An 18,127-nucleotide genomic window follows, 5' to 3' on the forward strand; every position below is an offset into this window, starting at 1 on the left:
AATTCTAATCAACACATCAAAACTCACAGTTCGCACGCGTCGTGCGGGTGAGAAGCTGCGTTCAGGTTCGAGCCGAGCGAAGCGAGACAACAACGCGTAGCGTTGGCCCGAAGGGCGAGGCCAGAGGCCGAGTACATCCTGCACGACCCACCATTCTAAGTTTGTTTTCCGAATTCTAATCAAGACATCAAAACTCACAGTTCGCACGTGTCGTGCGGGTGAGAAGCTGCGTTCAGGTTCGAGCCGAGCGAAGCGAGACAACAACGCGTAGCGTTGGCCCGAAGGGCGAGGCCAGAGGCCGAGTACATCCTGCACGACCCACCATTCTAAGTTTGTTTTCCTAATTCTAATCAACACATCAAAACTCACAGTTCGCACGCGTCGTGCGGGTGAGAAGCTGCGTTCTGGTTCTGGCCATCAAAATCCAATAATTTCCCGCACACGTTCAACAGAAGCCTCTATTGGATTCTGACCCCCTCTCTTTTTACTTTCTTTGTTCATTTATCGCCCGCCCAAGCGACTGCACTCCGTCTATCCTTATGAATTACGCTATTGGTTTTAATAAATTGAACCTTTGTTCGATATATAACGCATAAAAGCGGAATTTAATGGAATGAAGGGATTGTTTTGTTTAGTATTTGAAACATCATCTGACTATAAAGTCAGATGCCATGACGATAACGTATTTCCCGGGGCAGACGAGGTGAAGATGGATTTTTTCAGTACGAGCAATATTTTGGTTCATATCCCTTTGGGGGCGAACGGTTACGACCTCTCGTGGGTTGAAGCCCTGGGAACCTTATTCGGCCTACTGTGTATCTGGTTAGCCAGCCTGGAGAAGACGAGCAATTATCTTTTCGGGCTGATCAACGTCACGTTGTTCGCGCTAATTTTCTTTCAGATCCAGCTTTATGCCAGCCTGCTGCTGCAGATCTTTTTCTTCGGGGCGAATATCTATGGTTGGTATGCCTGGAGCCGGAAGACCAGCGCCGACGAATCCGAGTTGCGTATACGCTGGCTGTCTCTGTCGCAGGCATTGGGGTGGGGGGCTGCCTGCGTTATTGCTATTGGCCTGATGACGGTGTACATCGACGCGCTTTTCGCGCTATTGACGGAGATCGCAGTGATGCTGATGAAAGGCATCGGAATCAGCGTCGAGCGACCTCAGCTACAGCCTGACGCTTTTCCTTTCTGGGATTCCACCATGACCGTGCTGTCCATTGTGGCGATGATCCTGATGACGCGAAAATACGTTGAAAACTGGCTGGTCTGGGTGGTCATCGATGTCATCAGCGTGGTGATTTTTGCTTACCAAGGCGTCTATGCGATGTCGCTGCAATACGCCATCCTGACCCTGATAGCCCTCAACGGTTCCTGGCTGTGGATTAAGGGCGCGCGTGAAAACCAGTCACGCCCTTTAGCCCGAGCCCGCTAACAGCGACTGAGCACCATTAGTGGTGGTGATGATGATGGTGCTCGCCGGCCACTTGCTGAATATGGCAGTGGCCGTGATCGCAGTGATGATATTCCATTTGGATGGTCACGTGATCGATCTGATAGCGCTGTAGCAGGTAGTCCTGAATTTGTTGCAACAGGGCATCGTGATCGTCAGGGGGCGTCACCTGCGCATGCAGCGTCAGCAGCGGTTTTTCTCCAACCTGCCATAAGTGGACGTGATGCACGTTCTGCACCGCCGGGATATCGGCACTCAGACTCTGTTTTAACGCGTCCACGTCAATTTGGGCAGGCGAACCTTCCAGCAACTCATGAAGACTTTCTTTCAGCAACGCCCAGGCGCTGCGCAATATCAGCATTGACACCACCAAAGACAAAATGGGGTCAATTGGCGTCCAACCGGTCAACATGATGATTAGCGCTGCGGCAATCGCGCCGACCGACCCTAACATATCTCCCAATACGTGGAGAGCCGCCGCTCGGACGTTCATGTTTTTTTCGCCGCTGCCGCGATGTAATAGCCAGAATGCGAACAGGTTAACTAAGAGACCACCGACGGCGATAATCAGCATTGGTCCCCCTGCTATCGGCTGGGGATGGTTAAAGCGTTGAAAGGCCTCCCAGCAGATCCATAGGGTGATGATGAATAGCGCGATGGCGTTCACGAAAGCCGCGAGCGTGGTCAATCGCAGGAAGCCGAAGGTGTGGTTGGACGTGGGACGCCGTGCAGCGAAGCGTACAGCCAGCAAAGCGACCAGCAGCGCGGCGGTATCCGTCAGCATATGTCCGGCGTCAGCCAGCAGCGCCAGAGAGCCTGAGAGCAGCCCTCCGACCGTCTCCACAACCATGAAAAGGGCGGTGATCGTAAACGCCGCCAGCAGCCGTTGACTATTGTTCTGTTCGTTGGAGCGGGATTGGGTCATCGAATGAGTTCCTGTTTGCAGGTCTGTTTTAACTGTATGTCATACGGGATAAAAAAACCTACATTAGCCTCACTCAAGGGAATTCGTTGCTGGAAAACACCGTGAGCGCCGTCGTACTCCTCGGAGTGGGGTGAATTATTCAGGGATTTTAGTCCTTAGCTTGTTTTATAATGCGCCATCCGCGGGTTTTCCTGCTTTTATTTGTGGCTGACTGAATTGTGGGCATGAACCACAGGCCAAGCCTACCGTTCAGGAATTATTGGGATTGCTATGAGTTATCAAAACGACGATTTAAGAATCAAAGAAATCAAAGAGTTGTTGCCACCAGTCGCGTTGCTGGAGAAATTTCCCGCGACGGAGAATGCTGCCAAAACGGTGTCTCAGGCTCGCTCAGCCATTCATAAAATTCTGCACGGCGGCGACGATCGTCTGTTAGTCATCATCGGTCCTTGCTCCATCCATGATGTCAAAGCCGCGAAAGAGTATGCCGCCAGGTTGCAGGCACTGCGTCAGGAACTGCATGGCGAGCTGGAAGTCGTCATGAGAGTCTACTTCGAGAAACCGCGCACGACGGTGGGCTGGAAAGGGCTCATCAACGACCCGTACATGGATCATAGCTTCCAGATCAACGACGGTCTGCGCATCGCCCGCAAACTACTGCTGGACATCAACGACACCGGCTTGCCGGCGGCGGGTGAGTTCCTCGATATGATCACGCCGCAGTACCTTGCCGATCTGATGAGCTGGGGCGCGATTGGCGCTCGTACCACCGAGTCTCAGGTGCACCGTGAGCTCTCTTCCGGTCTGTCTTGCCCGGTTGGATTCAAAAACGGCACCGACGGCACCATCAAGGTCGCCATTGATGCGATCAACGCCGCGCAGGCGCCGCATTGCTTCCTGTCAGTGACCAAGTGGGGTCACTCCGCGATCGTGAATACCAGCGGCAACAACGATTGCCACATTATTCTGCGTGGCGGTAAAGAGCCTAACTACAGCGCGAAGCACGTGCAGGAAGTGAAAGTCGGTTTGGAAAAAGCCGGGCTGACGCCGCAGGTGATGATCGACTTTAGCCATGCGAACAGCAGCAAACAGTTCAAAAAACAGATGGAAGTCGGCGCCGACGTTTGCGCGCAGATTGCCGGTGGAGAAAAAGCCATTATGGGGGTGATGATTGAAAGTCATCTCGTGGAAGGTAATCAAAACCCGGATAGCGGCGAGCCATTGGTCTACGGTAAAAGCATCACCGACGGCTGCATCGGTTGGGATGATACCGCGACGCTGCTGCGTCAGTTAGCCGACGCCGTTCGTCATCGCCGCGGCTAATCGTCTGTCTGGATGGTAAACCACCGCCTCAACGGCGGTGGTTTTACGTTGGGCATTGGAAGAGGGTCGTGAAGATGTGCGGTTCTTGTCGCCGTCACTCGGGGCGGCATGCTCCCAATCCTGCTTACCCTAAGCCCTCCAGCTAATTGTCAGATGATGCCTTCGCGGTTTAGACAGCATCTGCACTATCGCTTACCGTCGAGCAATTCATCCCAGTCTCAAATCCCTCCCGGAGGAAACGAGGTAAGACTGGCAATAAAAAACCCGGCCTAAGCCGGGTTTTTTTATGGAGTGAAAACGAATTACTTCGCTTTACCCTGATTAGCTACTGCTGCAGCTTTCGCGGCGATTTCGTCCGCGTTGCCCAGGTAGTAACGTTTAGTCGGTTTGAAGTTTTCGTCGAATTCGTAAACCAGCGGAACCGCCGTCGGGATGTTCAGTTCCAGAATTTCGTCTTCACTCAGGTCGTCCAGGTATTTCACCAGCGCACGCAGAGAGTTACCGTGGGCAGCAATAACAATGCGCTCACCAGTTTTCAGACGCGGCAGAATGGTTTCGTTCCAGAACGGTACAACGCGATCGATGGTCAGTGCCAGACTTTCAGTCAGCGGCAGCTCTTCGTCGGTCAGAGAAGAGTAACGAGCATCGTGGCCCGGGAAACGCTCGTCTTCACGAGTCAGTTCCGGCGGAGTCACGGCAAAGCCGCGACGCCACAGTTTCACCTGATCGTCGCCGTATTTTTCAGCAGTTTCGGCTTTGTTCAGTCCCTGCAAAGCACCGTAATGGCGTTCGTTCAGTTTCCAGCTTTTTTCTACTGGCAGCCAGGCCTGATCCAGTTCGTCCAGCACGTTCCACAATGTGTGGATGGCACGTTTCAGCACGGAGGTGTAAGCGAAATCGAAAGAAAAACCTTCTTCTTTCAGTAATTTACCAGCCTGTTTGGCTTCGTTGACGCCTTTTTCAGACAGCTCAACGTCCATCCAGCCGGTGAAGCGGTTTTCTTTGTTCCACTGGCTTTCGCCGTGTCGTACCAGTACCAGCTTAGTTACAGCCATAGCTTAACTCCTTCAGATCCTAAGATTTCTGTAATGACTGGCCACATTATAGGGCTGTAGAACAGTCATCGGCAATCGCTTGTCGTCTCACTGTCAGTTTATTGCGCGCAATTGCGGCATAAAACCGCTAGCTTGATCGGTTCAGCCTGTCACTTTCCCCAAATGCCTGCGTGTCAGGGGACCGATGACCACAAAAGCGGCCAGCGCTCGGCATTAAAACCGACGATTCATATAGTATCTTTTGGCGACTATTCGAGCCACCTGTCGTCGGCCAGGGCTGCGCATAGTGTACCCATAATTTGCCGATGATTTTTGATCTGACCTAAGGTCGCGGACATTAGTCCAGCAATCGGCTATCGAGACGCTAGATCACGTTCGGCGCATCCTCGAAGAAAAACCGATAGGCAGTAAGCGACAAATAAGTTTCTCCCGGTTTGAGCCAGCAGTCTGGCTGCGGCCATTCGGGATGGTGAGGGCTATCGGGCAAAAATTCGCTTTCGAGCGCGATGCCGGCATAGTTGGGGTAGCTGCCGCCATTACGGTCTGGCGTGCCTTCAAGCGCATTACCCGTATAAACCTGCAACGCAGGCGCACTGGTGCTAACGTCCAGCCGAACTCGCTTGTCGCTGGACCACAGGACGGCGGCAGGATGGGGCGAAGGCGCATCCTGACGCAGCGAAAAGGCATGATCATAGCCGCCGACAGCGCGTTGGTCGTCGTCAGTCAAAAAATCCTGCAGCAGCGTTTTCGGCAGACGGAAATCCATGCTGCTGTCGGCCACGGGTTTGAGCTCGCCAAGAGGAATACCTTCCGCGTCGGTGGGCAGGAAATGGTCGGCGAACAGCTGGAGCTGATGCCGGCGCACATCTTCAAATGTTCCGTCGAGGTTGAAATAGGCATGGTTGGTCAGACAGACCGGACAGGCCTGATCGACCTCCGCGCGATAGGCGATCGTCAGCCGATTGTCATCGGTGAGATGATAATGCGCCTCTACCGTAAGATGACCGGGAAAACCCTGGTCTCCCGCCGGAGAGTGGAGCTGATAGGTAATGGCGTTCTCGCTGTGTTGAACAATCCGCCAACGACGCGCATTAAACCCGACAGGACCGCCATGCAGCTGATGTTTTCCGCTGTTGGCCGCCAGTAGAATGTGGTGCTCTTCGTTGTCCAAGGTCGCATTAGCGATTCTGTTGGCGTAGCGGCCGACGGATGCGCCCATGTAGGCGCTCTGATGGGGATAATGTTCGGGCGCGCAGCCGAGCAGAACTTCGCGCGTCTCATCCGGTGACAACGGCAGAAGGCAGGATGTCCACGTCGCGCCCCAGTCCATCACGGTGACGCTCATACCGGAGGCGTTTCGCAGCTGATTCAGTTGAAAAGGCTGACCATCCGGGGCCAGCGTAGAGGAAACTTCACTATGCATTGCACTCTCCACCTCGCGACTGACGGCGCATCCCGCTGAGTGTTGCGGCGCGGAGAGACGCCACTGCCGTCGAAATTAGTCAGGGAACCCCGTCGGATGAGAGGACTGCCAGCGCCAGACGTCGGCGGCCATTTCATCCAGAGTCCGTGCCACGCGCCAGTTGAGGTCGCGTGCCGCTTTTTCCGCATCCGCCCAGTAGGCGGGTAAATCGCCTTCGCGACGCGGCGCGAAGTGATAAGGGATGGGTTTGCCGCAGGCTTTGCTGAATGATTCGACGACCTGCAGCACGCTATAACCCACGCCCGCCCCTAGATTATAGATGTGAACGCCGGGCTGGCGATGCAGCGTATTCATGGCGGCGATATGACCGTCCGCCAAATCGACGACGTGAATATAGTCCCGTACGCCAGTGCCGTCGGCGGTGGGGTAGTCGTTGCCGAATATCGCGAGGGAATCGCGGCGACCGACGGCGACCTGCGCAATATAAGGCATCAGATTATTGGGGATCCCCTGAGGATCTTCTCCCATTTCGCCTGACGGATGCGCGCCGACCGGATTGAAATAGCGCAGTAGAACGATGCTCCACTCCGGCTCGGCGCGTTGCAGATCCTGCAGGATTTGCTCCACCATCAGTTTGCTGCGCCCGTAGGGACTCGCGGGCATTCCCGTGAGAAAGCTTTCCTGATAGGGAATTTGAGGCTGATCGCCGTAAACGGTGGCCGAAGAGCTGAAGATCAGCGTCTTAACGTTAGCTTTTTTCATTGCTTCGACCAGCGTCAGCGTCCCGTAGACGTTGTTATCGTAGTAGTCGATCGGCTTTTGTACCGACTCGCCCACTGCTTTGAGACCGGCGAAGTGGATCACGGCATCTATCGCGTGCTCAGAAAAAATTTCATCCAGCAGCTGTCGGTCGCGAATATCGCCCTGATAAAAGATGGGAACCTGTTCGCTGAGTCGCGCAATGGTAGGGATGACGCTCGCTTTGCTGTTGCAAAGATTATCGAGAATGATGGGCTGATGTCCCGAGGCGATCAACTGCACGCAGGTATGGCTTCCTATGTAACCGCTTCCACCTGTAACCAGTACCTTCATAATGACCTCTAGTCAAAAAATAGGGGAAAGAGGGAGCACGCAAAGCCCGACGTAAAATCGATTGAAAAGGGGAACAATGAGCTTCGTTGAGCCTGATGCTCTCATCATGAAGACAGTGTACAAACTTCCGCGAAACAATTAAGTCTTTTACCTACAGAATAAGCTGAAAAGTAAAAACGTGAAATCGCTATCACCTCGATGAGTTTACCGAGGGAACGCAACGTGGGGCAACCCGACGTCAGCGTCGGGTCACCGGGAGACGATTCAGCATGTTTCTTGCTGATAGCGGTAGGTTGAGCCTTCCGGCACAAATCGCAGGCGATGCGTAATGCAGCGCGGGGCATCTTCCGCATGATGTGAGACGAAAAGCAGCTGCGTGTCGCCTTCCCCAATCAGTCGGTCCAGCCAGCTGCGAATCAGCTGACGATTAATCGGGTCCAGGCCCTGTAAAGGCTCGTCGAGGATAAGCAGAGCGGGGTGTTTTACCAGCGCGCGGACGATCAGAACCAACCGCTGCTGTCCCCACGACAGCGACTGGAAGGGCGCATCCGCCGCCGCGTCCGGCAGTCCCAGCAATGATAGCCACTCCGCTGTCAGTTGGTTTTGCCGATCGGAAGCCGTCTGATAAACGCCGATGGAGTCGAAAAAGCCGGAAAGAATGACGTGGCGTACGCTGATGCTGACGCGGTAGTCCATGTGCAGGCTGCTGCTGACGTAGCCGATATGCCTTTTGATGTCCCAGATGGTTTCTCCGCTGCCCCGGCGGCGGCCGAACAGCGTCAGATCGTTGCTGTAGCCCTGAGGGTGGTCGCCGGTGATGAGACTCAGCAACGTCGATTTTCCGGCCCCGTTAGGCCCGATAATCTGCCAGTGCTGGCCCGGCATGACGGTCCAGCTAAGATCGTCCAATATTCGGCGGTCGTCATAGCTCACAACGCCGTGATTAAGCCTGATCAAGGGCTGTGTGGATGTGGCGGCGGTTCCTTGAGGTCGCGGCGACTCCGTCTCCGGCAACTGGACATCGTGGCGTTTCTCGCTGTGAGCCAGCAGCGCGACCAGCTCATCCGCCATCATCTGTTCGCGTTTGCCGTGTCGGGTGAGCGAACAATCCGCCAGCACGCCGACGTGTTCAACAAACGCGGGAATATCTTCGAAGCGGTTGATGATCACCACCAGCGTGTAGCCCTGCGTCGTCAGTTGCGCTAGCAGGTCGCTCAACTGTTGACGGGATGCTACGTCCAGCCCATCGAAAGGTTCGTCCAGAATCAACAGGTCAGGCTGCGGCATCAGCGCCTGACACAGCATCGCCTTACGCGTTTCCCCCGTGGACAGATGCTTGAAACGCCGCTGCAACAGGTGGGCGATACCGAACTGTTCGGCCAGTGCTGAACAGCGCGCGTCATCGCTGACGGCGTCCTGTATCACTTCTGCGGTGGTACGGCCGGCATCATTTTCACCTTCGCTCAGCATATCGGTATTGTTTCGCTGCCACTCCTGGCTCACCAACTGCTGCAACTGTTCGAACGAGAGCCGCGCGATGCGCTGAAAGTCGCACTGCCGCTGGCCTTCCAACAGCGTCAACTCGCCGGAGATGGCTTTTGCCAGCACCGACTTGCCACTGCCGTTGGCGCCGACGAATGCCCAGCTCTCTTTTTGGCGGATGGTGACCTCATCCAGCCAGAATGTGCGGGTGTCGCTGAGACGATAGCGGGCCTGATGCAGTTGCAAAAATGACATAGTGGTTTCCTTCGAGAGTATTCCTGCGCGTTCTTCATGCCAGCGCGCGAGCTCTAGGCGCATTTGCCGCTCAGCACAGCGTGGCGATAATCACCTGTTCGGCGCTGAAACCGGCGTTGACGAATTGGTCGAGCTGAAGCGCATACCGTGCCACGGCGGCGTTAGAAAGCGTCGCGCACAGCACTTCTCCCCCGGTTAGCGTCACCAGAATTTCGCTATGGTCGTGACCGGCTTGCAAATGGGTGATTTTGCCCGGCAGCACGTTATTGACGTCTGGCGCTACCTGATCCTGCGGAGTGACGCTGACCCAAGGCGCTTTGATCAGCGCCAGCACCTCTTTGCCTTGCGTGAGTTGCAAACGCTCCGCGCTTTGGGCGGTGACGGCGGCCTGAATCCGTGTCTTGCCGTCGGCCAGCATCACCTCCAGATGTTGCTGCACCGGCTGTTCCGCCCGGCTGATCAGCGTGCCAAACAGCTGGTTGCGCGCGCTGGTTTGCAGCGAGAAGCGGGCGATGGCGGCCAGCAGGCTGTCGAGCGGCAGGGTGTCCTGCTGCAAAACATCAAAGGCTTTTTGTTGAATTTGCGCCAAAAGGTCATACAGCTGGATCAATCGTTCCCCGTAGCTCGTGACTGCCGCGCCGCCGCCGCCTTTGCCGCCGGTCACCCGGTCCACGAGGGGTTGGTCGGCAAGCTGATTCATTTCATTGATGGCGTCCCAGGCGCTTTTATAACTGATGCCCGCGAGCTTAGCTCCCTGACTGATGGAGCCCGTCTGCTTGATCTGTTTAAGCAGCGCGATACGGCGGAGATCGGCAAACAGACGCTGTTGCAGTTTCAGGGTAAGAAGAATTTCTGCTTGCATGACGATAGGTTCCATTGAGAGACGCGCGTGGAAAGGTATTGTCACCATTTTTCCTTTAGCGGGCAAATCGCACGAAAGGCCGCATTAATTCATCCTTTTCGGGTAAACTATTTACCAACACGGGCTAGCGTTGACGGTAGCCTGATAAATCTGGATCGCTGTCTCGCCACGACAGCCATTGCTTCAAGTGAGGTCGACATGTTGGAGTTGCTGAGTAGTCTGCTGTTTGCAGTATGTATGGTGCCGGTCATGATGGCCTTGATTCTGGGGTGCATCTACGGTCTGGGAGAAGTGTTCAACGTCTTCTCTGCACTCGGTCATCATGAGTCCAAATCTTCACCTAAAGCCTCCTGATCCCCTTTCTTTGAAAATCCGGCGTTCGCCGGATTTTTCCCTGTCATTATTTCGTCAATTCGGCTTCCACAAAGCGGATGTCATTTTGTAACTACCGTTATATTATCCCCTACACAACGAAAAAATAACGGGGAACATCGTCATGCAATATTCATGGAAAAAATGGCTGGCCATATTCACATTGAGCCTGGGAATGATCGCCACGGCCTCCGCGGCGACTGACAAGGTGACGGTGTTCGCTGCCGCGTCGCTGACTAATGCGCTGCAGGATATCGCCGAGCGTTATCAGCAAGAAAAACAGGTTTCCATCGTGGCGTCGTATACCTCTTCGTCAACGCTGGCGCGGCAGATAGAGCAGGGCGCCCCCGCCGATATCTTCATTTCCGCCGACCAGCAGTGGATGGACTACGCAAAGGACAAACAGCTGATCGATAACGGGAGCCGTTATACGTTGCTGGGTAACGAACTGGTTGTGATCGCACCCAAAAGCGCCGACGTGAAAACAATCGCCATCAATGCCTCCACCGACTGGACGAGTCTGCTTAAAGGCGGTCGCCTGGCCGTCGGCGATCCTGACCATGTTCCCGCTGGCCTCTATGCTAAAGAGGCGCTGCAAAACCTGAAAGCCTGGGACACCTTATCGCCGTTGATGGCCCGTGCGAGCGATGTGCGCGGTGCGTTAGCGCTGGTCGAGCGTGAAGAGGCCCCGCTAGGGATCGTTTATGGCTCAGATGCGGTGGCCAGCACCAAAGTGAAGGTGGTGGGGACTTTCCCGGCCAGCAGCCATAAACCGGTGGAATATCCGGTCGCTATCGTTAAAAGTCACGATACGGCGGCGGTCAAAGCCTTTTCCGACTACCTGAAAACCCCGCAGTCCGCCGACATCTTTAAACGTTACGGCTTCACTCCGCGCTAATGTGGCTGAGCGACTACGAGTGGCAGGCGATTCAACTGAGTCTCAAGGTCTCGCTGTTGGCCGTCAGTTGTAGCCTGCCGTTGGGGATCCTGATGGCCTGGATACTGGTGCGCTGCCGCTTCCCCGGCAAGTCACTGCTGGATAGTCTCATTCACCTGCCTTTGGTCTTGCCGCCGGTGGTTATCGGTTATCTGCTGCTGGTGGGGATGGGACGCAAAGGCGTAATCGGCGCCTGGCTATACGAATGGTTCGGCGTCAGCTTCAGCTTCAGCTGGCGTGGTGCGGCGCTGGCCTCCGCCGTGGTGGCGTTTCCGCTGATGGTGCGGGCAATTCGTCTATCGCTTGAAACGGTGGATCCGCGTCTTGAACTGGCCGCCCGCACGTTGGGCGCGCATCCATGGCGCGTCTTTTTCACCGTCACGCTGCCCTTAACGTTGCCCGGCATTATTGTCGGCACGGTACTGGCGTTTGCGCGCTCTTTGGGGGAGTTCGGCGCGACGATTACGTTTGTGTCCAACATCCCCGGTGAAACCCGCACTATCCCGCTCGCGATGTATACGCTGATCCAGACGCCCGGCGCGGAAATGCAGGCCGCCAGGCTGTGCTTCATCGCCATCGTGCTGTCGCTGTTGGCGCTGTTGCTGTCGGAATGGCTGACCGGCTGGAGCCGGCGGCGGCTGGGGGGATAATGCTGCAACTGGATTTCTCTCAACGGTTGGGCGAACTGTCGCTCAGCGTCACATCGACCCTGCCCGCCAGCGGTATTTCCGCCATATTTGGCGTATCCGGCGCAGGAAAAACATCGTTGATTAACGCCATCGCCGGGCTGTCCCGGCCCGACCGCGGGCATATTCAGCTCAATGATCGGGTACTGACGGATATCGAACGTGGCATTTTTCTGCCGCCCGAGCAGCGCCGTATCGGCTATGTTTTCCAAGATGCGCGACTCTTTCCCCATTATCGGGTCGCGGGTAATTTGCGCTACGGCATGGCGCAGGCCATGCGTGGGCAGTTTGACGATATCGTGCAGCTACTGGGAATCGAACATCTGCTTAAACGGCATCCGCTGACCCTTTCGGGGGGAGAAAAACAGCGGGTGAGTATCGGCCGGGCGTTGTTGACGGCGCCGGATCTGCTTCTGATGGACGAGCCGCTGGCGTCGTTGGACGCGCTGCGCAAACGAGAACTGTTGCCTTATCTCGAGCGTTTGGGGAAAGAGGTTAAAACGCCCATCCTCTATGTTAGCCATAGCCTTGAAGAAATCTGGCGTCTGGCGGACCGCGTCGTGGTGTTGGATCAAGGCAAAGTCAAAACGCAAGGCGAGCTGGAGACGGTATGGGCCAGCAGCGCGTTGCGGCCCTGGCTGCCGAGGGAAGAGCAAAGCACTATCCTGAAGACGAGCCTATTGCAGCATCATCCACGTTATCCGATGACCGCGCTCTCGCTGGGCGACCAGCATTTGTGGGTGCAGAAAATTGATGCGCCGTTGAACAGCGCCCAACGCATCCGCATTAACGCGGCGGATGTCTCGCTGGCGATGGAACGACCCACGGCAACCAGTATTCGCAACGTGCTGGCGGCAAGGGTGGCGGAGTGTCTGGAGGTTGGCGATCAGGTTGAGGTCAAACTGCTGGTCGGTGGTCAGGTCCTCTGGGCGAAAATTACCCCTTGGGCCAGAGATGAGTTGGGATTACGCCCGGATCAACGGCTGTTCGCTCAGATAAAAAGCGTTTCAATCACGCCGTGATCCGTGTTCTGCGACAGGCTGCCGGTATGGCAGCCTGCGCGCCGCGGGATCAGAGAATACGTTTCCTAATCAGTTCCGCAATACCCGGTTCTTCGTTGTGATCGATCACGACATCCGCGCTCTCTTTCACCGCATCGGCGCTGTTGCCCATCGCGACGCCCAGACCTACCGTGGAGAGCATGCTGATATCATTGAAGTTGTCGCCGAAAGCGACGATATCCTGCATCTGCAACCCTTGCTGTTCCACCCAGCGGCGCAATAATTTGCCTTTGCTGTTGCCGGACTGAGCCACGTCGACCTGATCTTTCCACGACCATTCACAGGTGACGCCCAGCTCTTCCTCCACCTGTTGCGCGAAACCATTCAGATGGGCGTTGTCCGGGTGGTGAGTGGCGAATTTCCAGATCTGCTGCGCGCGTGCGGTTTCCTCCTCCAGATTATCCACGTGACGGAAATTTGGACGCAGATCTGCTGGCAGCGTGTCAGACCAGGCCAGCGCACGGACGACGTGACCGGTCGGTTTTTCATAAAGCATCTGGTCGTCGGCGTACATCAGACCGTGAATATCAAACTCCTGCAGTTTTTTCAGCACGCCTTTGGCCTGTTCCGTCGTCAGCGGATGGCCTTCCGAGGTACTCTTTGTCTGATAATGATACAGATAAGAGCCATTACAGCAGATAGCAGGTGTATCGAGCTCCAGCGCCTGATAAAAAGGGCGGATGGCCGAGTGATGACGACCGGAAACGATCAGTACCTTGATCCCGGCTTGGCGGGCCAGGGCCAGCGCTTCCATCGAAGCGGGCAGAATGGTTTTCTTTGCAGTGAGTAAGGTGCCATCCAGATCGAGGGCGATTGCGCGATAGGACATCGTGATTTCTCTCGGTTATAGGTAAACTTTTTTCAAATGGTACACCGTAAGGAAGAGTCGCTGTAGGCGCAATTTTAATCCCGTCGGACGGTTAACCGACCCTCACCGAAGGGGAACCCTGTGATAACCGCCCGCATTGCGGTGAGGAGCGATGCAGCGTTCCGGTCTACTATTGATGTCTGAGTGCTAAGAAGCGCAATCCGCGTTTAAAGGAGAGTCTAATGCAGCAAGTGGTTTATACCGCCAGTCCCGAAAGCCAGCACATCCACGTGTGGCAGCTGAATAGCGAAGGCGCGTTAACGTTGTTACAGGTCGTTGAGGCTCCTGGGCAGGTACAGCCCATGGTGGTGGCGCCCGATAAACGGCATCTTTACGTCGGCGTCCGTCCGTCGTTCCGCGCAATTAGCTACCGTATTGCGCCGGATGGAACGTTAACGGAGGCGGGGGCGGCTGCGTTGCCCGGCAGCCCGACACACCTGTCTACCGACCACGAAGGCCGCTTTCTGTTCTGTGCCTCATACAGCAATGCTTGCGTCAGCGTCAGCCCGATCGGCGACGACGGCGTGGCGGGGGAGTTTATCCAGCAGTTGGATGGCCTGGAAGGCTGTCACTCCACCAACATCGACCCAGATAACCAGGTGCTGTGGGCGCCGTGTCTGAAAGAAGATCGCATCCGCCTGTACGACCTGTCGTCAGAAGGAAAACTCACCGAGCATCAGCCCGCGGACCTGCCTGCTGCTGCGGGTGCAGGCCCGCGCCACATGGTGTTCCNCCCCAACCAGCGTTTCACCTACTGCGTCAACGAACTGGACAGCACGGTCGATGTTTTCGAACTCAAGGATGCTCATGGCAACATCGCCCGCGTGCAGACGCAGGATGTGATGCCGGAGGATTTCACCGGAACGCGTTGGGCGGCTGATATCCATATCACCCCGAACGGCCGCTTCCTGTACACCACCGATCGCACCGCCAGCGTAGTCAGCATCCTCGGGGTATCGGACGATGGCAGTCATCTGACGCTCCTCGGTCATCAGCCGACGGAGATCCAACCGCGTGGATTCAATATCGATAACAGCGGTCAGTTCCTGATTGTGGCGGGTCAGAAGTCGCACTATATCGAGGTCTATCAGATCAACGCTGAGGGCGGACATCTGCAGCCGCTATCGCGCTACGCGGTAGGACAAGGACCGATGTGGGTGACGATTCTGGCGCTGGATTAAGGCTGAAGCTTTGAACCTGAAGTCATGAAAGAAAACCCGGTTCGGGTGCCTTCCGCACCGGGTTTATGCACTATCCGCGATATTCGATAATAGACAGCCCGGCGTTATAGTCCGTGCTGTACACCATCCCTTCTGCATCCACAAATACGTCGCAAGACTGAATGACGCGCGGACGTCCAGGACGTCTGTCCATCATCTGTTCTGGCGCGGCGGGCACCAGCGCGCCGGTCTCTTTGGGGCGATATGGATTGCTGATGTCGTAAACGCGTACGCCCGCGTTCTGATAGGTCGCGAAGATCAGGGTTGAGCTGATGAAGCTGCCCGGCCGGTTCTCGTGCAAATTATGTGGCCCGAAATGCGCGCCTTTCTTCACATAATCCACTTCGTTCGGCTGGGGGAAGGTCGCGATGCTGACCGGGTTGGTCGGTTCGCGAATATCGAAGACCCAGATCAGTTTTTCCCCGTCTTCCTGATTGTCCAGCACCGCCTCGTCCAGCACGATCAACAAATCGCGATCCGGTAACGGCAACGCAGTGTGCGTGCCGCCGCCGAATGGCGGGCTCCAGTTTCGGTGGCTGATCAGCTGCGGCTGCGTGCGATCGCTGACATCCAGCAGCGTCAGTCCGCCGTCGCGCCAGCTGCCGTAGGCCGTATCGCCGCTGACGATAGCGTGGTGCAGCGCGTAGCGTTTCCCTTCCGGCCAGTCAGGCGTTTCGCCACCGGCGGNGTGCATGCCCGGCAGCCAGTAACGTCCTGCGACTTCCGGCTTCTGCGGGTCGGCCAGATCAATGGTCAGGAAAATGTAGTCGCTGTAGCCTTCCAGCAGAGCGGACACGTAGGCCCAGCGTCCGCCAACGTACCAGATGCGGTGGATACCGATGCCGTTCAGCGGCAGGAAGCCGATCTCTTGCGGTTTGTCCGGACGGGAGATATCAAAGATCCGCAGGCCGGCGCTCCAGGTATTGCCTTGTTGCCGTGTATCCACCGTTTCGGCGACGGAGCGGGTGTAATACACCTTTTCCTCGGCGAAGTTCGCATCAGCGAACAAATCACGGGCGTTGACGACCAATAACAGGTCGTCGTGTGTTTGCAGATGGATATTCCAGGTACCAGGAGGGGCGGGGATAAAGCCCACCGTTTTGGGGTTGATGGGGTCGCGAACGTCAACGATGGAAACGCCCTGCGACACCATATGGCCGATATACGCGTAGCCCCGATGAACCATCACCTGCACGCCATCAGAGCGGCCGCCCTGATCGCTGTGGCCGATTAGCCGCATATTGCGGCTGTAATCGGGGGTGGGCAAAGGTGCTGATGCCATAACTTGCCTCCGTTATTTCGCTTTTGCAGCCAGTGTAGCAAACCACGGGGCGATGAAATCATCCGTCTGGCCCCAGCCCGGAATAATCTTGCCGAGGCTGGCGACGTTGACCGGACCTGGCTGGCTTGCCAGCAGCGCCTGTGGAATGGTGGCGGCGCTAAATTCGTAGGTGGCAGGCGTCGGCTCGCCGGCGATTTTGTTAGCGACCAGTCGCAGGTTCACTTTACCGATCAGTTTCGGGTCCACCGCGACGCTGACTTTCCACGGGCTGGAGGCTTCTCGCATCAACTGTAGATCCTGATTGGAGATGTCGATGCTATAGAGTTTGATCTCCGTGCGGCCGTTCTCTTTCAGCGCTTTGTAAGCGCCTTGACTGAAGGCATCCCAGGTGCCCCAAATAGCATCAATCTTCCCGCGCGGGNATTTCGCCAATACCGCGCCGACTTTGTTGGCGGTATCGCCCTGCACGTCGGAGGAGACGGCGCCGATGGATTCCAGCTCTTTAATGCCTGGATTGGCTTTCAGCAGTTGCTGGTAGGCCGCCTGACGGCGCTCCATTGGCGGGAACCCGGCGACCCACAGCTTGATGATATTGGCTTTGCCGTTGAAATCTTTCACTAACTGGCCGAAAGAGGCTTTGGTCAGCGAGGCGTCATCCTGTTGGGTGACGGTCACACCGGGAATAGCCCGGTTCACCGCAGTGTCGAATACCGAGACTTTGATGCCGCTATCGACGATGCGCTGCAGCAGCTCGGTAGAGTACGGGTCGCGCCCCTGAGACAGAATAATGCCGTCGTATTTCTGGCTGATGGCCTGATTGACGAAGTCCTGGAAGCGGGCGTCGTCGCCGTTGCTTAAGAACGTGCTGACTTTGAAGCCGAGTTTTTTCCCTTCTTCCAGCACGCCGGAAACGAACTGGGTGGTGTTGTCATCTGAGCCCAGATTACGGATGACGGCGATACGCACCGGACCGTTATGGTTGGCTAGCGCGGCAGGCAGCGGGGCGAGAGTGGGGGCGTTTTCTGCCAACGCAGGCAGCGCGATCGTCATGCTTAATGCCACGAGTGCGGCGTGAAACTTCTTCATCTGAGGCTCCTTGGTGGGGAAATCGTGTCGCCAGTTTATGGATATCTTTATGTCTGGATGTCTATTTGTCTGGATGAGGCATCATAGCGACAACGGTGAAAGGAGCAAAGAGCCCGCGTTATGTTTTTTGGTTGTATCTTATAACGGGTTGTTCGCTACGCCCGGGAGCAGGACGGGTGGGAAAGCAGAGTGCGGAATGGGGGGAAACGCGCGCTCCCGCTCAGTGCGGCGGGAGCGCGACTGATGCTTATTCAGCGAAGAAGGAAACGCCCTGACCGACGTTGCAGCGGTAACTCAGCGTAGTGCCGCGCTGTTGCAAACTGGGCAGATCGTACATGTAGGTCGTGAAGTTGACGATGTTATCCGGCAGTACTTGATAGCGCATAAATTGCTGAATCGGTTTGCCGTCGTTCGCCACCGTAAAGTGTTCATCGCTGAACGACAGCGTACTGTCCCCCGTCAAACGATAAGCCTGAATGCGCAGGCCGCCTCGGGTCTGGCTGGCGACGGCGCCATTCTGCGGCGTACACTGCGAAAGGTCGATACTGACGGCCACTTCGCTACCCTGATTCAGCGCATTGATGATAGTTGATTGGCTGGTCAGCGGTCTGGCTGCGCAGGCGCTAGCGGCGACGGTGAGTAAGGATACGGTTAAAAACAGCGGGGTCATGCGAGACATAAACGTCCTCCGTGATGTGAGTAAAATCCCTGCCAATCTGATTGGCTCAAAAAGCATAGCCGCATC

At 56.1% G+C, this 18,127-nt stretch carries 17 protein-coding genes and 2 other RNA genes; 9 read left to right on the forward strand and 10 right to left on the reverse strand.

Features of this window, described 5'->3' with window-relative positions; translation table 11 throughout:
* Positions 1–27 precede the first annotated feature (27 nt).
* From SB13_RS17420 to pnuC, 3 genes are all read left to right on the forward strand, one after another.
* Positions 28–153, forward strand: a non-coding RNA gene (locus SB13_RS17420) — RtT sRNA.
* Between the two features lie 45 nt (positions 154–198).
* Positions 199–324, forward strand: a non-coding RNA gene (locus SB13_RS17425) — RtT sRNA.
* A gap of 385 nt (positions 325–709) precedes the next feature.
* Complete coding sequence (gene pnuC / locus SB13_RS13880; protein WP_026740928.1) at positions 710–1,435, forward strand: nicotinamide riboside transporter PnuC; 726 nt, start codon at positions 710–712, stop codon at positions 1,433–1,435.
* 16 nt (positions 1,436–1,451) lie between these two features.
* Here the strand turns inward: pnuC and zitB are convergent, their stop codons facing one another.
* Positions 1,452–2,378, reverse strand: a complete 927-nt coding sequence (gene zitB / locus SB13_RS13885; RefSeq protein ID WP_026740929.1) for a CDF family zinc transporter ZitB — start codon at positions 2,376–2,378, stop codon at positions 1,452–1,454.
* 270 nt (positions 2,379–2,648) lie between these two features.
* On the opposite strand from zitB, the gene aroG reads away from it, so the two are divergent.
* Positions 2,649–3,701, forward strand: a complete 1,053-nt coding sequence (gene aroG, locus SB13_RS13890; RefSeq protein ID WP_026740930.1) for a 3-deoxy-7-phosphoheptulonate synthase AroG — start codon at positions 2,649–2,651, stop codon at positions 3,699–3,701.
* A gap of 302 nt (positions 3,702–4,003) precedes the next feature.
* On the opposite strand, the gene gpmA is transcribed toward aroG, so the two are convergent.
* The 5 genes from gpmA to modE all read right to left on the reverse strand — a co-directional run bounded on the left by gpmA (position 4,004) and on the right by modE (position 9,870).
* Positions 4,004–4,756, reverse strand: coding sequence for a 2,3-diphosphoglycerate-dependent phosphoglycerate mutase (gpmA, locus tag SB13_RS13895; RefSeq protein ID WP_026740931.1), 753 nt, complete (start codon positions 4,754–4,756; stop codon positions 4,004–4,006).
* Positions 4,757–5,120: 364 nt separating this feature from the next.
* Entirely contained in the window at positions 5,121–6,179 is a 1,059-nt protein-coding gene (gene galM, locus SB13_RS13900; RefSeq protein ID WP_026740932.1) for a galactose-1-epimerase, read from the reverse strand.
* A gap of 75 nt (positions 6,180–6,254) precedes the next feature.
* Positions 6,255–7,271 carry a UDP-glucose 4-epimerase GalE gene (gene galE, locus SB13_RS13905; RefSeq protein WP_026740933.1) on the reverse strand — a complete coding sequence of 339 codons (1,017 nt, stop codon included), beginning with the start codon at positions 7,269–7,271 and terminating at the stop codon, positions 6,255–6,257.
* A gap of 264 nt (positions 7,272–7,535) precedes the next feature.
* Entirely contained in the window at positions 7,536–9,008 is a 1,473-nt protein-coding gene (gene modF / locus SB13_RS13910; protein WP_026740934.1) for a molybdate ABC transporter ATP-binding protein ModF, read from the reverse strand.
* Between the two features lie 70 nt (positions 9,009–9,078).
* Entirely contained in the window at positions 9,079–9,870 is a 792-nt protein-coding gene (gene modE / locus SB13_RS13915) for a molybdenum-dependent transcriptional regulator (RefSeq protein ID WP_026740935.1), read from the reverse strand.
* A gap of 198 nt (positions 9,871–10,068) precedes the next feature.
* Between modE and SB13_RS17430 the strand changes: the two genes are divergently transcribed.
* The 4 genes from SB13_RS17430 (at position 10,069) to modC (ending at position 12,887) form a co-directional block, all read left to right on the forward strand.
* Positions 10,069–10,224: an AcrZ family multidrug efflux pump-associated protein gene (locus tag SB13_RS17430; RefSeq protein WP_036150030.1), complete on the forward strand. Its 156-nt coding sequence runs from the start codon at positions 10,069–10,071 to the stop codon at positions 10,222–10,224.
* A gap of 142 nt (positions 10,225–10,366) precedes the next feature.
* Positions 10,367–11,140 carry a molybdate ABC transporter substrate-binding protein gene (gene modA, locus SB13_RS13925; protein WP_026740936.1) on the forward strand — a complete coding sequence of 258 codons (774 nt, stop codon included), beginning with the start codon at positions 10,367–10,369 and terminating at the stop codon, positions 11,138–11,140.
* Positions 11,140–11,829, forward strand: coding sequence for a molybdate ABC transporter permease subunit (modB, locus tag SB13_RS13930; protein WP_026740937.1), 690 nt, complete (start codon positions 11,140–11,142; stop codon positions 11,827–11,829). The genes modA and modB overlap by 1 nt, the downstream gene beginning before the upstream one ends.
* Positions 11,829–12,887, forward strand: coding sequence for a molybdenum ABC transporter ATP-binding protein ModC (gene modC / locus SB13_RS13935; protein ID WP_026740938.1), 1,059 nt, complete (start codon positions 11,829–11,831; stop codon positions 12,885–12,887). Before modB ends, modC begins: the two co-directional genes overlap by 1 nt.
* Before the next feature lie 49 nt (positions 12,888–12,936).
* Here the strand turns inward: modC and SB13_RS13940 are convergent, their stop codons facing one another.
* Positions 12,937–13,755 carry a pyridoxal phosphatase gene (locus tag SB13_RS13940; protein ID WP_026740939.1) on the reverse strand — a complete coding sequence of 273 codons (819 nt, stop codon included), beginning with the start codon at positions 13,753–13,755 and terminating at the stop codon, positions 12,937–12,939.
* A gap of 221 nt (positions 13,756–13,976) precedes the next feature.
* Between SB13_RS13940 and pgl the strand changes: the two genes are divergently transcribed.
* On the forward strand, positions 13,977–14,975 hold the full coding sequence (pgl, locus tag SB13_RS13945; protein WP_026740940.1) for a 6-phosphogluconolactonase: 999 nt from the start codon (positions 13,977–13,979) through the stop codon (positions 14,973–14,975).
* 70 nt (positions 14,976–15,045) lie between these two features.
* On the opposite strand, the gene SB13_RS13950 is transcribed toward pgl, so the two are convergent.
* The 3 genes from SB13_RS13950 to SB13_RS13960 form a co-directional block, all read right to left on the reverse strand.
* Positions 15,046–16,296, reverse strand: coding sequence for an LVIVD repeat-containing protein (locus SB13_RS13950; protein ID WP_026740941.1), 1,251 nt, complete (start codon positions 16,294–16,296; stop codon positions 15,046–15,048).
* Between the two features lie 12 nt (positions 16,297–16,308).
* Positions 16,309–17,382, reverse strand: a complete 1,074-nt coding sequence (locus SB13_RS13955) for a sugar ABC transporter substrate-binding protein (RefSeq protein WP_026740942.1) — start codon at positions 17,380–17,382, stop codon at positions 16,309–16,311.
* Between the two features lie 247 nt (positions 17,383–17,629).
* Positions 17,630–18,061, reverse strand: coding sequence for a VirK family protein (locus SB13_RS13960; protein ID WP_026740943.1), 432 nt, complete (start codon positions 18,059–18,061; stop codon positions 17,630–17,632).
* Positions 18,062–18,127: the final 66 nt, after the last annotated feature.

The organism is Lonsdalea quercina subsp. quercina (assembly GCF_000688695.1).
GTDB classification, from domain to species: domain Bacteria; phylum Pseudomonadota; class Gammaproteobacteria; order Enterobacterales; family Enterobacteriaceae; genus Lonsdalea; species Lonsdalea quercina_D.